The sequence below is a fragment of the Thermococcus sp. JdF3 genome (assembly GCF_012027495.1).
In the GTDB taxonomy this organism is placed as follows: Archaea; Methanobacteriota_B; Thermococci; order Thermococcales; family Thermococcaceae; genus Thermococcus.
The window spans coordinates 433,547-446,513 of record NZ_SNUK01000001.1 but is presented as its reverse complement, the minus strand read 5'-3'; the positions used below and the strand labels follow the sequence as shown (position 1 = coordinate 446,513).

The following is a 12,967-nucleotide window of genomic DNA, read 5'->3' as shown; positions in this document are numbered from 1 at the left end:
ATGAGGCCTATTTAAAGTTCCCTGAGGAACCGGGGCAGTCTGCCTGTCCTTTCCTCAAGTAATGAAACCGTGGATGCGTTCCAGTAGTACGCCGGCAGTATCTGCTCAAGGAGGATGGCCTCCTCGGTGAACCCCTCCTCCCTCAGCCGTCTGGCAAGTTCAATTGCATCGTCCGGTCTTTTGCCGTAGTAGTTCATGATGGCGCTCCTCATAAGCTTAAGTATCTCCCTGACCCTTGAGCGCACGAGTATGTCCTCGTGGGAAGTGGCCAGAACGGAAAGTCTGAAGTAAGACGATCTGAGGAGGACCTCGATGATTTCCTGGGAAGGGGTTGTAAGCATCTGAACCATCGAATCAAAAGCAACTTCCAGGAGGAGGACATCGTTGAGGTCAAGTATCTCCGAGAAAACCCTGCCGACGTGCTTCAGGTTTCCATCCAGGGCGTATCCAGTGGAAGCGGCGAGCTTCAGTCCTATCGAGGATACCCAGATGTCATCCGAGCTTAAAAACCTGGCCACATGCCCATCGATGGATGAGTAGTACCCCGGAGAGAGCGATGATATGAGATCAAGGATTCCTATCCACGTTGTCTTTCCGCGCGGTGCCAGATCGTACACCGCATTGAGGAGACGCGTGAGCTGTGACTCCGTAAGGGAGGTGTTCTCTATGAGTTTCCTGAGCACTATGAGCGTTCTCATGACGATTCTGTCATCCCTGGCCAGCAACAGATCAGTCAACTGATCAAAGCCCCTGACGAGAACCTTTCTATGGAAAGAGCCCGAGGAGTCCCCCAACAGATCATCCAGCACGGACAGTGCCCTGAGCCGTAGTACATCGTCCTCCTCCCCCAGCAGGTCAATCACCACATCGAGTACATTCTCATCACTCTTCACGAGACGGGAGACCTCTTTCATCTGCCAGGAGAGAACGAGTTCTTTAATTTGATCCATGGACTCCACCCCTCATTATACCCACGAGATATTGAACTTCATCCAATATATTGTTTTCGCTTCACGAACGCTGAAGTCTGTATACGTCAACGGAAATTCTCTCCAGCCGCTTCCGGTGGAAGAAAAATTGGGCTGGAATCTCAAAGGGAAGGGTTACTCTATGCGTTATCGAAAAACCGAAGTCTCTCACAAAGGCTTCGATGAAGCGTCTTACCTCAGGCTTGGCAAGGTGGATGGAGTAAACAACATCGCTCACTTCAAAGGCCTTCATCAAAAACGGCCTGTCCGCATGGGGATTCTGGCTCCCGAAGGGGGGGTTCATCACAACGGTGTCAACCCTCTCCGAAAAATCCGAGACATCCGTGTGAACAACATCAACGCAGTCCGCCAGTCCCAGGCTGCCCAAGTTTTCATGGAGGACCTCAACGGCATCACCATCAACCTCAACGGCGTAGACTTTTCCGGCCCCGAGCAGACATGCGCCGACCGAGAGAACCCCCGTCCCAGCACCCAGATCCGCGACAACCCTGCCCTCGAGGTCACCCATGGAGTGTGCCAGCCAGAGCAGCTCCGCTGCAACATTCCCCGGGGTCCTGTACTGCTCAAGCTCAGGTTTGGGGTTTCTGAAGCCCCCCAGTCGCGAGAGTGTCATCGCAAGGTGCTTCTTCCTCATCGAACTCACCGTCGGTCTGCCAGTATCAAGCGGTACTTTATAATTTTACGGTGTGCAAAAAGGAATCCACTGACCTCCGCCCCGCCCCAAAGAGCGAGGCTTGAGGAGAGAGAAAAGTCAAAAAACGTATAAGCTGAAGATTCAAATAACACACGTAATGTCGCGGGAAGATAATACTATCACAGGAACACTGGAGGAATGCCTAGCATCATGGAACATCAAAAAGGCAGTTGAAATGACGCTGTCTGATGACTCCGCACTCACGGCACTGTTTGAACTCCTTCGGACTGGAGACAACGAAATCAAACTCCGGGCCCTTATGGTGCTTGAAGAACTGCTGGACTCCATGCCCGACGTCAGAAAGCTGGTTCTAATCCGGAGGTTCTTGGATGAGATACTCCTGGTGATGGAACGCGGCAACGATGAAGTCTCCATCCACTCGCTGAAGGTCCTGGCCAAGCTCGTACATGGAGTCCCCCTCTATCCAGACACGTTCATTAGACTTGCCAATGCTCTTAAGAATCTCGCTAAAAGCCGCAGAAACGAGGCTGTTCTGCTCGAGATACCCCCCGTCATTGTGAACATGAAGGCTGTTTCGTACACTCCCCGCCTAATGGATGTGCTTTCAAGGCTTCTAAGCTCAAAAAATCTGCGCTTAAAGGCAATGGGCCTTCGGCTTCTCCTGAACACCAGTGTATACACCGGGGCTACGCCCCTCTTAAAGACGGTGTTTTTTGAAGTTCAGGACATGCTGTCTGAAAGGGATGTTGCACTGGCAGATTTCGCCCTGGACATTCTTCTGGAGGTCTCGAACTTTCCGCTGAGGGAGGAATTTATTGACGATGTTGTAAAAACGCTTACGATAGTTAAAAATCTCGCCCTTGGAAAGAGTCCTGAGCTAAGGGAGAAAGCGAAGCTTGTGGCCGAAAAACTTGGGGCGGCCATAAAGAAGTACTACGCAAGAAATCCTAAAAAAGCTATGGAAAAACTTCACGAGCTTCTGGTGCACGAGCGCTTCTACGAGGCGGTGGATTTAGCCCTTGCCGTCGGAGACACGTACATCCTGAAGTGGCTTGCGGGGGTTCTGGAGGAGATGGGAAAGGAGACACTGGAAATCAACGAAAGGGTTCTCCCGGGGCCGAAATATCCTGAGGTAGCCCCCGAGAAGAAGGCCCAGAGGTATCTCCAACCCCCCACCCTCTCCAGGTTCAGGGGAAAGGGCAGAAAGGCCGCGTCATCCTCGCTCCATACCGGTGCATCCGGGCAGGGTAAATCTCCGAAGAGACGGAGGGAAGAGTTCAGTCGCGCCCTTGCGTCAGGTGACGAAGAGATGCTCCTTGAACTGTCCAGAGTAAATCCCGAGTTGGTTTTCGAGCTCGTCCGTATGCTGGAGGAGGGTGATAAATTTGAGAAGATGGACGCCCTGTGGGCCCTTTCCAAGCTCGCGGAGGGGCTCGATTCCAGATGGATGTCCGTGCTCAAAACCGGCGTGAGACCGCTGATAAACTTGGCGCTGTCCAGGAACAGGTGGATGCGCATGAGGGCTGTAAAAACCCTCGCTGTGCTGGCGTCACGGGCCCCCTACGGTGGCGAGATAGTGGAGCAATTTCTGGAGTTTTATCTCTCCAGGGATATGTCAAAGGCCATCCCCGCCCTTGAGTTCTTTGGCTACTATTTCGACAGAAAGTGGGACGATAAAAGTGCAATGGCGGTTCTCCCGGTTCTCGCGGAGTACCTCGACAGGGATGAGACGCGCTTTGATGCGTTGCTCGTTCTTGAGGCGCTTGTTAGATCTTCCCCTTCGGACAGGGTAGCGCTCTTCAGGCCCTTTGTTGGGGAGCTTAAGAGGATTAAGAAATCGGCGCCCTACGAGGATCAGAAGCTTGCGATTAGAATTCTCGAGGCCATGGCGGATAAGGGGAAGGGACTCGTCCATGGGTAGTCATTACATCTTTCTCTTGAAAGCCTCGCCCTTTGGGGCGGGGCGGAGGTCAGCTTTATGGATGCATCGAACTTCAAGGGTAGCTTCTCGACGTATTCCTCATGTGCCCGCACAGCGAGACACCTGCCGAAGACACCCCGACGGATCCAAACCGGCCATTAGAGTGGCACAAATCTGCAAATCAACGCCCTCCACGAGAAGAGATTGGCAGGAGATTCTTCCAGTGAGTTCGTCCCCGGGAATTCTAACGAAATGTATTTATATTTTTGCATCCACAAATAGAAGAGGGGGAACATGGAGCTCATATCAACAGGCATTCCGGGTCTTGATAAAGCCCTATCCGGAGGATTCTCTCGGGGTACCAGCATATTAATAGCAGGAAATCCCGGAACCGGAAAGACTCATCTAGCCATACACGTCCTCCATAACAACATGAAGAAGGGACTTAAGGGAGCGTATATATCCTTCGCAGAAACCAAGAGGCAGTTCTATCAGAACGCCATGGAGAGCGGGGCCAATTTTGAAAAAATGGAAAAACAGGGGCTCTTTAGATTCTACGATATGCTAACAATGCCAAAGGATGAAATGAAGGAATTCATTGACTTTCTCATTAAGGATCTCCTAGAGTGGCGGCCAGATATTGTTGTTTTTGATTCTGTAACGGTTATGGGACAGATTTTTGGGCAGGTTATGCTAAGATCGTTTCTCCATTCCATTATAGGACGAATAGTAAATGCGCTCAACACCTTGGCAATACTGATAGATGAAATACCATACGGGGAGAAAAAGGTCGGCTTTGGGGTCGAAGAGTTTGTGGTGGACGGTGTGATAATCCTGGAGATGGAACGGAAGGGAGAGGTGATAAAACGATACCTTACGATACCAAAAATGCGCGGAAGGAAAATAACCAAAAGCGCCTACGAATACGTGATAATCAGGGAGGGAATTGATGTCATTGCCGTCCCAGAACTAAAGTTCACCGGAAAAACCATAAACACCAGCGAACGGCTCAAAACTGAAATTCCAGCCCTTGATGACCTTCTGGGCGGGGGACTTTACCAAGGGAGTATCAACATGATAGCGGGACCCACCGGGAGCGGTAAGACTATACTCGCCCTCACGATTGCATCAAACATGTCCAGGCAGGGACGAAAGGTCCTCTACATAACCTTTGAGGAATCCCCCGGGGCAATACTTGAAACCATGCGCAAGCTCGGTTTGGACGATGACTTCAGTATAATCTCCCTTGTCCCGGAGGCAAAAACTCCCGTGCAGTACTACGCCCTTATAAAGAAACTCCTGGAGGAAACATCTTCAGAAATCCTTGTTATAGACTCTCTTTCAGCCATGAAAAGCCATATGGATGAGAGAGACTTCATAAAGGCCCTTAGATACCTGCAGTTGCTGGCCAAAGAGAACAACATAACCCTCATCCTAACACATGTTCCCAAGAACTCTCAGGGGCTGGCCTCAACGGACTTCAGCACACTAATGGACAGCATAATAATTCTTGGATACGAACTGCCCCGTAAGATTGGCGAGTCCATGAAACGCCATATATTCGTTCTAAAATCCCGGCACTCTGACCACAAGCCTGTGCTCATGGAATTCAGAATAACCCGCGGAGGGATAGCTATTGGCTAAGCTACGTGTTGGGCCAGCTTTGGTCAGCGCCACGACCAAGGAAATCCTGCAGAAACTCGGAAAGCCTTTTGAGGCCACGATAACAGCTTACCTACATTCAAAATACGGCCGGGGAATTGAAATAATCGAAGATAACCCCCGCACATTTTACAATGCCCTCAAAGAGCTGTTTGGGGAGTTTGCAGCCAGGGTTTTCATGTACGACCTCGTGAAGGAACTCAACCTCCCAGTCGAATCAACGGATATTGAAGATATGATAAAAGCCCTGGAGGGGTACCTCGGTGAACAAACATGGCCGAGGAAATAATCAAAATCCTTCGGAGAAAACACAGCTTTCTAAGTGCCATGATTGAGGGAGTTGAATATGCCATGAAAGAGCTGGAAGAAGAGAGCAAACCAGAAAAGATCTACAGTACACTGACCGTTTTTCTTGGCGAATTCCCAACCAAAAAGCTGATTCAAGATCTAGCGGACGAGAATGGCATTGAGGTGAGGGTAAGAACCAAAGAAGACGCACTAACCGTTCTCAGAAGCCTCAGGGAGATATGACGGATCACTTCACGCTCAATCCAAACGGTTCATCGGCTTTCCTTTCAGCCCCAAGTATTTCGTCGAATTCGTAATCCTCGCGCAGGCCCAGGAGTATCTCGACCTCCGGCGGCGTCAGCACCGGCTTCCTCCAGTTCTCGTAGTCGTCTACTGGAACGCGCGGGCAGGCGACGATGACGTACGCATCGAAGTCGAAGCCCTCGAGGGCGGGATAACTGATGTGGTTCATGGCTATGAGCCTCGCGTATTTCCCGTGCTCGCGGAGGAGCCTAACCACGCGCTTCGCCTCCGCCAGGCGAAGCTGGCCTTTCTTGGTGCTCGTTATCACGCCAAAGCGCTCCGCATCCATGGCCTTTGCTATCTGTGCCCAGCGCCTCCTGATGAGTCTCTCAGCCTCGTTATCCATCCAGATGGCATCGCCGGAGTAGGGGTTGACCGCGAGGGTTGGCTTCCGGGTTGCCAGAGCAACGCCGATGGGGTGGAAGTAACCGGCACCTATGAATAGAACCCCCCCGGCATCCACCTTCGCCGCGGCAAAGTTGCAACCGAGAACCTGGCCCGGCCAGCTGACGCGGGAGTCCCCATGACCCACAAGGACATCAAAGCCGTTTTTCTCCAGAAACTTCCTCGCCCGGTCAAGCTGGTGGATGTGCTGGGCGGTTGTGACGAGGGCTATCCTTCTCCCAAGCCGCCTTATCTCACCCAGGTTCCTCTCGAGTGAAGGGACCACATCAACGGCCGCAAAGGCCGGAACGAATATCGTTGGAACTTCCAAGTGGAGGCGCATGTAGCTGTGGCCAAGGTGTATCAGCGCGTCACAGCCGAGTAGCTTTGCTTCCCTATCGGCCGGGTCGCAGGCACCGTAGTTTATATCCCCGCTTATTATCGCCTCGACTCCGTTCTCCTCAAGGAAATCCGCGAGAGCTTGAGCTTCCCCCTTTAGCCCCTCAGGAGTCTGAATGAGCACTCTCTCCGCGCCGAGCTCTCGTAGGATTTTCAGTATCTCGCCACTCGAAACTTCATGCATTGAGTCCACCGGAGTCCATAGCAGAGAAACCTTTAAATGCCCATCGGCATCAGTACTATAGGAAAAAGTTAAAAATAAAAAATCCTGACCTGAAATGGTGAACAACGTGGTAGAGTTTCTTGGACTCCTCGGTGAGGCATGGGGAAAGTTCGAAGAGACCAAATGGCTCCTGCCGGTGCCGCTCGTGATGAGCCTGATGGACTACGACAAAGTCATCAGAATCCTACACTTGGAAGGTTTTCATTTTGGAATTCGGTTTCCGCTTCCCGAACCCTTACCGACCCTCTGGAGCTTTGTATCGCTGCCCGCGGGAGCATCCGGTACAACGTTTTCACCTGAAGGCCTCATGTTCACGGCTCTCCTCGTTCTCTTCGGGAGCTATCTCCAAGCAGGCCACATCGGAAGCATAAGGGACGAGGTTCTTATGCAGGACAGCAGCTTCCTCAAGAACGCGGAGAGGGACTTTCTCGAGTTTCTCCAGTTCAACCTGGTGCTGTATACCGTTATGATGCTCCTGATCCTCTTCCTCATGGCCTTGCCATCCATGTTCTTTCCTGCTTTTCTGGGGCTCATGATCTTTCTCTACGCCATCTACGGAACACCGTTTCTAATCTCAATCCGCGGGCTCAAATTCCGTGATGCACTGATCGAGAGCCTGGACCTGGCGAAGAAGGGTGGTGAATACCTGGACTATGCCCTTAAGTACCTCGCCATCGGGGCGTTGATTTCGGTACCCCTCACATTCATTGCAACGAACACCGGGGTGTTTGGCCTCACAGTTGGCCTGTTTCTGGCGGCCCCAATATCTCTAACGCTGAGCACAGCCACGGTCATATTTTTCATTGACCTTACTCCGAAGTTTCAGACAGGGAGAAAGCCTTAAATACTCCGGACGTCAATTATACCTCGGAGTTCGATGTATCGGGGTGATAAGTATGGACGACATCATCATAACGACCACTGAAAGCCTGCCCGGGTACAGGGTGGTCGAGGTGAAGGGCCTCGCGAGGGGCGGCATAGTCCGGGCCACCCACGTCGGGAGGGACATAATGGCGTTCTTCAAGAACCTGAAGGGCGGCGAGGTTCAGGAGTACACCCAGATGCTCGCCGAGGCCAGGGAGGAGGCCCTGAGGAGGATGAAGCTCCACGCCGAGGACATGGGCGCCAATGCGGTCGTGGGTGTTCGCTTCATGACCTCAGCGGTGGCATCGGGCATGGCCGAGATATACGCCTACGGCACGGCGGTGGTCGTTGAGAGGATCGAGGAGGAGTGACCATGTACCTCCTTCCATTTCCAATACTCGGCGGGCTGCTGGCATGGGCGACGATTTACTTTCTTGGCTTCGATAAGCAGAGGTGGGGGGAGTTCGTCCTCGGTTTGGCCGCGTTCTTCATTGCGATAATCATTCAGAACCCCGTCCAGCAGCTTCCCCTCCTTGGAATGGGAATAAAGTCCAACGCCGACGTTATAGCGAGAGGAACCGCGTTCACCGTAGGTGTTTCGGTATGGTTCGGCCTCACCGCGGGAATATTTCAGGAGGGCGCAAAGTACCTCCTGGTGAAGGGAAAGAGCCTGAACACGGGGCTGTTCCTCGGCCTGGGCTTCGGAATAACGGAGGTCTTCGTTATAGCGGGAGCGGCCCTCGCCGGAGCGCTCGCAACGGGAAAACCGCTCGACGTCCCGCTGAGCACGGCACTCACATCAATGGTGGAGCGCTACTTCGTCGTCCTCTTCCACGTGGGAACCGGGATATACCTCGCGTACGCCTACAGGGAGGGGTTCGGAAAGAGCGGCCTACTGGCGATGGTGGGAATCCACACGGTCATAGACTCGCTGGCGGCCTACTACCAGCTCACGAAGAGCGCGCCGGCCATGTACGCGGTAGAGTTTATAACCGCCATCGCCGCACTGGGTCTGCTGTACTACACGATTCCAAAGGCAAAACTCGAACTCCCGAAGGAAGAGGAAGTCCTGTGGTGAGCGACGTGCTGATGGACAGAAAGGAGAAAGCCCTGAAGAAGCTGAGGAAGGACCTCCGCTCCGGGCTCTACTCCTACTTAGTTCTCCTTCTCCTGGAGAGAGAGGATGAGCTTCACGGCTATGCGATAAGAAAGAGGCTCGAAGAGCTGAGCGACGGCAGGATAGTGCCGAGCGAGGGGGCGCTCTACGACATCCTCAAGAGCCTGAGGAAGATCGGCCTCGTCCAGGACACCTGGGCGGAGGTCGGCGGGAGGCCGAGGAAGTACTACTCCCTAACGAAGCTGGGCAGGGAGGTCCTGAGCGAGCTGAGGACAGAGATAGGGGCGATAACAGAGACTCTGGAGAGGATGGAGGGCGATGGGCAATGAACACCGGGGAGGGGTCTGTTCTCAATCCCCGGAGAATGAAAGGGGCCGTGGGGTTTTACCTACTGCTGCAACTTGTCTTTTTCGGTGCATACCTCTTTCTGGCCGCGACCCTGTTGGATAAACTCCCGGATACCATCGCGGTGCACTTTGAGTCCTCGGGAACGCCGGATATTTTCTCGGACAGGCTGTGGGGCATGCTCGAACTGCCCGCCCTCGTGTGGCTTCTGCCATTTGCCCTGACGCTACTCGCAAAAAAACTCCGAATTCTCCCTGCGGATGCGCATCTACCCGGGGAAAATAAAAGCCTGGGCGGAGCTCATGACCCTGATGAGCGCCGGAGTCATCGTTGTGATGTCCACCGCGGTGCTCTACAATGCGGGACGCACTTCCGGAAAGGCCGTCAGCTACGCGGGGGTTCTCCTTATAGCCGCCGTTCTCATAGGGATTTACCGCCTGATTACGGGTGGTGTGGATGGACGGGTATGAGCTCCTCAGAATCCTCTGGGCGGTCTTCGTTGGCCTCGGTATAATTGCCGCGGGAGTTATTACCCTCACCTCAAAGGGCGAGCCTGGAATAGGGTTCAGAATAGGCTACACCTATATCTCGGAGAGGGCAAGGAGAAAAGCCAACCGCGTTTCCGGAATCGGGACGATCTTCACCGGAGTGTTTCTTATAATCCTCTCGCCGTTTCTGACGTTTGCGTGGCTGGCGGTTGTCCTGCTCCTGGGCCTTGGAACAACCATGCTCCTCGCCTATCTGACTGCAAAGCGCGAGTACGAGCTTGAGGAGCTCTCGAAGGAAGCCCCCAAAGGGCCGGGGAGAAAGATAGAGCCTCCAGATCTAAAGGCATACATTGGTCTCCAGGCGGCGTTTCTCGGGATTTTTGCGCTTTTCTCCACAACGGGAAGCGTTTCAAAGGAAACCACACTGATCATCGGCGGGGCGCTCCTTCTGCTCCTTGCACTGACGGTTCTCGCATCCCGTCCGCTGGTTTTCCAGCTGGCGCCCGGTTTCTCCGGAATCATGGCACGGAAGTTCGCAAGGGCGCTGACCCTTGTCTCAGGCCTAACAACGGCGGAGGTTGCCTTGGCGGCACTCGGTTACGAACTGGGTCCGCTTGGCATCGTGTTCCTTCTCATAATCTCGCTCGGTGTTATCTTCTACGCGGCATTCACGGCCCTAACAGGAGCGTATGAGGAGGGTTACTACTAACACCCCAAAGATTTTATCGACATCCATATTCCGATGGATTTAAATAATTCCACACATTCTTTACCGTGGTGATGTCATGTCCCTTGAAGGGCTCTACCGTTACGCCAGGGCATATATGGAGCCGGACAATGAGGGGGCGAGAAAAAGGTTCAGGGAACTGGCGGAGTTCTTTGAAAAGCTGGAGCTCCCCAGAGGGGGAAGGATCCTTGACCTGTGCGCCGGCACTGGCATAGCTGGAGCGGCCGCCGCCAGGGCCACTGGAGCGAGCAGGTTAACCGTCCTAGATGCCCGGGCCGAGGACCTCGAAAGGGTTCACGAGTGGCTCGAGTCGGCAGGTCTGAGCACAATACCCACCAAAGTTCAAGGAGATGTGAGGAAAATTCCCGGTCTTGTGGAGGAACACGATGTGGCGGTGCTCTTTGGCAACACCATGATACACTTCGATCCCTTCGACGCGGTCAGGATATTCGCCGGCGTCGCTCTAACACTGAGCGGGGACGGGATCTTCATGGTAGAGGACACCGACAGGGTTTACAGGATATTATACAGCATAGGCTACAAGGAATTCTTCGTCGAGAGCAAGGGAGAAAACCACACCCTCGCCTCCGTCCACGAGGGATACGACGTCAGAAGGGGGACGTTCAAAAGAGCCTACTACCTCCTGCCGGGATTTGAGAAAGTGGGAGAGTTCGACTTCCACCACTGGGACCTGGCGACCCAGTTGGCGATCGGGCGGATATTCTTCGGGGAGGCCAGACTGATACGGCCGGGGGAGCACGGATTCACGCGCGTGGGAGACGTCCTCTACTTCAAACGCCCAAGAAAGGACATCGCCGCGCTCGTCCTCGATGACTTCAGCGGTCCGCGCTGAACGCTATCTCTATCTCCTGTCCCGTGTTCCCATTCTTTACGACGAGATACCTTGCCCCCTCCTGCGTGATAAGATCAAGGTTAACCTCCGTCACGTTCTCCCAGCTGAGGATGACACTGCCAGCGGTGACGTTCTCAAAATAACCGGATTCAGAGGTGACGATGTAGACGGAGAACGGGTACTCCGCCCTCACGTGTCCCGTCACGTGGGAGCCCGCGGGAAGCCGCTCGGCCTGAAGTGCGCCTGCTCCAAAGTAGCCCCTCTGATACGTTGCGCCAGGCAGGAACACCGCGGCATTGGCGGCCAGCCCCACGCCCAGTGCCACCAGCAGGAGAACCCCCACAAGGATGTAGCCCCTGATTTTCGTCACCATCGACATTCTACGGCTTTTATTCTTAAAACCCTTTCGAAACAGCCCCCCAAACAGAAAGCGGAGCCCCCACAGAGCCCATTGATGTAAAATCTCCAACATACACCGCTCCACCACTGGAAAATCCGGAACCTGCTGACAGAGGTATTGATCACTTTCCAAAAAATGGGGTTTTGTGATCAGAACAGTACGATGATGCAGCATACAAATACAGAAGAAAAGGGAGAGACCCAATCACAGGGCATAGTGCTCGGGGCGCCTGTCCCTGAAGACGTCGTTCATCTCGTTGAGCTTTTTGTTCCTTGCCATTCCGAGGTCTATCTCAACAACGGCGACCTCCTCCTCATCCTCACTCCCCATCGCCAGCACTTCTGCCTTCGGCGATGCTATCGTGCTCTTACCTATGAACCTCAATCCAAACTCCTCGCCGATCCTGTTGGCGGTTATCGTGTAGACACGGTTCTCTAGGGCCCGTATAGGCATCGCCCTGGGAGCGTAGGGCATCACCAGGTTGCTGGGGTGGGCTATGATGTCGGCCCCTTTGAGGGCGAGTGTTCTCGCGGACTCCGGAAAGAACCAGTCGAAGCATATCATAACGCCAACCTTTGCAATCCCGAGGTTGAAAACATGAAAGCCCAGATCCCCCGGCTCAAAGAAGAGCTTCTCACGGTAGAAGAGGTGAACCTTGCGGTATTTGCCTATGTAGCCGCTGCCTATTGGGCCGGTAACGACCGCGGAATTGTACAGCCTTCCCCTCCCGTCCTTCTCCGCGGTCCCCGCGACGATGAAGACACCAAGCTCTCTGGAGAGCTCCATGAGGAACTGGGTTGTGGGTCCGTCGGGTATCTGACCCGCGACTTCCAGGACCTCCTCTCTGCTTCTGAAGTTGTAGCCCGTATCAAAGAGCTCCGGAAGGACGATGAGTTCCGCGCCTTCGTCGGCGGCGGCACGTATCAGCTCCTCTGCCCTGGAGTAGTTCGCTTCCGGTTCTAGAAAAACGGGTTCCATCTGAACGTAAGCCACCTTCATGCCATCACCGTTCGGTGTTGGGCTGAGAAGTTGATAAGGTTAGCGGATGGATTTCCAGGAAGCATACCACAGCAACAGGATGTAAATCACTCCAAACGGCACCAAAACATGATTGCGATATCAACAGCAACGCATACATGCCAGCGCCCATTTTAGACTTCCTACTTGCCATAACAAGGACACAAACCGGCGAGAAATTGAAGAACCGGAAACCCTCTCTCCCGTGCCGTTTTCCCCGCTTACGGGTGTCCATGCACCTTTTTAGCCGTACGAAAAGTACCGACCCTTCCCCACGGAAAAGCTTAAAAAGGAACCTCCGGAGCTAACCCCTGAGAGAAACTCAGGGGTGA

General features: G+C 53.7%; 16 protein-coding genes and 1 pseudogene. 12 read left to right on the top strand and 5 right to left on the bottom strand.

From position 1 onward, the window contains the following. Nucleotides 1–11: 11 nt before the first annotated feature. Nucleotides 12–950: a hypothetical protein gene (locus E3E42_RS02395; RefSeq protein WP_167902457.1), complete on the bottom strand. Its 939-nt coding sequence runs from the start codon at nt 948–950 to the stop codon at nt 12–14. Nucleotides 951–1,011: 61 nt separating this feature from the next. Continuing rightward, the gene (locus E3E42_RS02390; protein ID WP_167902456.1) at nt 1,012–1,623 is read right to left on the bottom strand and encodes an METTL5 family protein; all 612 of its coding nucleotides are present in this window, start codon (nt 1,621–1,623) and stop codon (nt 1,012–1,014) included. A gap of 100 nt (nt 1,624–1,723) precedes the next feature. Between E3E42_RS02390 and E3E42_RS02385 the strand changes: the two genes are divergently transcribed. The 4 genes from E3E42_RS02385 to E3E42_RS02370 all read left to right on the top strand — a co-directional run bounded on the left by E3E42_RS02385 (nt 1,724) and on the right by E3E42_RS02370 (nt 5,758). After that, on the top strand, nt 1,724–3,565 hold the full coding sequence (locus E3E42_RS02385; RefSeq protein WP_240913597.1) for a hypothetical protein: 1,842 nt from the start codon (nt 1,724–1,726) through the stop codon (nt 3,563–3,565). Between the two features lie 294 nt (nt 3,566–3,859). After that, complete coding sequence (locus E3E42_RS02380) at nt 3,860–5,209, top strand: ATPase domain-containing protein (protein WP_167902455.1); 1,350 nt, start codon at nt 3,860–3,862, stop codon at nt 5,207–5,209. After that, nucleotides 5,202–5,516, top strand: coding sequence for a NitrOD5 domain-containing protein (locus tag E3E42_RS02375; RefSeq protein WP_167902454.1), 315 nt, complete (start codon nt 5,202–5,204; stop codon nt 5,514–5,516). Before E3E42_RS02380 ends, E3E42_RS02375 begins: the two co-directional genes overlap by 8 nt. Further along, the gene (locus tag E3E42_RS02370) at nt 5,501–5,758 is read left to right on the top strand and encodes a hypothetical protein (RefSeq protein ID WP_167902453.1); all 258 of its coding nucleotides are present in this window, start codon (nt 5,501–5,503) and stop codon (nt 5,756–5,758) included. The genes E3E42_RS02375 and E3E42_RS02370 overlap by 16 nt, the downstream gene beginning before the upstream one ends. 4 nt (nt 5,759–5,762) lie before the next feature. On the opposite strand, the gene dph2 is transcribed toward E3E42_RS02370, so the two are convergent. After that, the gene (gene dph2, locus E3E42_RS02365; protein WP_167902561.1) at nt 5,763–6,785 is read right to left on the bottom strand and encodes a diphthamide biosynthesis enzyme Dph2; all 1,023 of its coding nucleotides are present in this window, start codon (nt 6,783–6,785) and stop codon (nt 5,763–5,765) included. Between the two features lie 97 nt (nt 6,786–6,882). On the opposite strand from dph2, the gene E3E42_RS02360 reads away from it, so the two are divergent. The 8 genes and pseudogenes from E3E42_RS02360 (at nt 6,883) to E3E42_RS02330 (ending at nt 11,218) form a co-directional block, all read left to right on the top strand. Continuing rightward, nucleotides 6,883–7,668: a hypothetical protein gene (locus tag E3E42_RS02360; RefSeq protein ID WP_167902452.1), complete on the top strand. Its 786-nt coding sequence runs from the start codon at nt 6,883–6,885 to the stop codon at nt 7,666–7,668. Nucleotides 7,669–7,720: 52 nt separating this feature from the next. Then, complete coding sequence (locus E3E42_RS02355) at nt 7,721–8,059, top strand: heavy metal-binding domain-containing protein (protein WP_058939392.1); 339 nt, start codon at nt 7,721–7,723, stop codon at nt 8,057–8,059. A gap of 2 nt (nt 8,060–8,061) precedes the next feature. Next, the gene (locus tag E3E42_RS02350; RefSeq protein WP_167902451.1) at nt 8,062–8,766 is read left to right on the top strand and encodes a YhfC family intramembrane metalloprotease; all 705 of its coding nucleotides are present in this window, start codon (nt 8,062–8,064) and stop codon (nt 8,764–8,766) included. 5 nt (nt 8,767–8,771) lie between these two features. Then, the gene (locus tag E3E42_RS02345) at nt 8,772–9,134 is read left to right on the top strand and encodes a PadR family transcriptional regulator (protein ID WP_167902450.1); all 363 of its coding nucleotides are present in this window, start codon (nt 8,772–8,774) and stop codon (nt 9,132–9,134) included. Next, nucleotides 9,131–9,337: pseudogene (locus tag E3E42_RS12140) on the top strand (DUF1648 domain-containing protein); the annotation flags it as partial. The gene E3E42_RS02345 and the pseudogene E3E42_RS12140, both read left to right, overlap by 4 nt. 73 nt (nt 9,338–9,410) lie before the next feature. Continuing rightward, a complete protein-coding gene (locus E3E42_RS11960; RefSeq protein ID WP_240913596.1) occupies nt 9,411–9,620 on the top strand; it encodes a hypothetical protein in 210 nt (69 codons plus the stop codon). After that, nucleotides 9,607–10,347, top strand: a complete 741-nt coding sequence (locus E3E42_RS02335; RefSeq protein WP_167902448.1) for a hypothetical protein — start codon at nt 9,607–9,609, stop codon at nt 10,345–10,347. The genes E3E42_RS11960 and E3E42_RS02335 overlap by 14 nt, the downstream gene beginning before the upstream one ends. A 76-nt stretch (nt 10,348–10,423) precedes the next feature. Next, nucleotides 10,424–11,218: a methyltransferase domain-containing protein gene (locus tag E3E42_RS02330; protein ID WP_167902447.1), complete on the top strand. Its 795-nt coding sequence runs from the start codon at nt 10,424–10,426 to the stop codon at nt 11,216–11,218. Here E3E42_RS02330 and E3E42_RS02325 read toward each other — a convergent pair. After that, nucleotides 11,202–11,591, bottom strand: coding sequence for a multidrug transporter (locus tag E3E42_RS02325; RefSeq protein ID WP_206205929.1), 390 nt, complete (start codon nt 11,589–11,591; stop codon nt 11,202–11,204). The genes E3E42_RS02330 and E3E42_RS02325 overlap by 17 nt on opposite strands. 231 nt (nt 11,592–11,822) lie before the next feature. Further along, nucleotides 11,823–12,617, bottom strand: a complete 795-nt coding sequence (locus tag E3E42_RS02320; protein ID WP_167902446.1) for a nitrilase — start codon at nt 12,615–12,617, stop codon at nt 11,823–11,825. Nucleotides 12,618–12,967 lie beyond the last annotated feature (350 nt).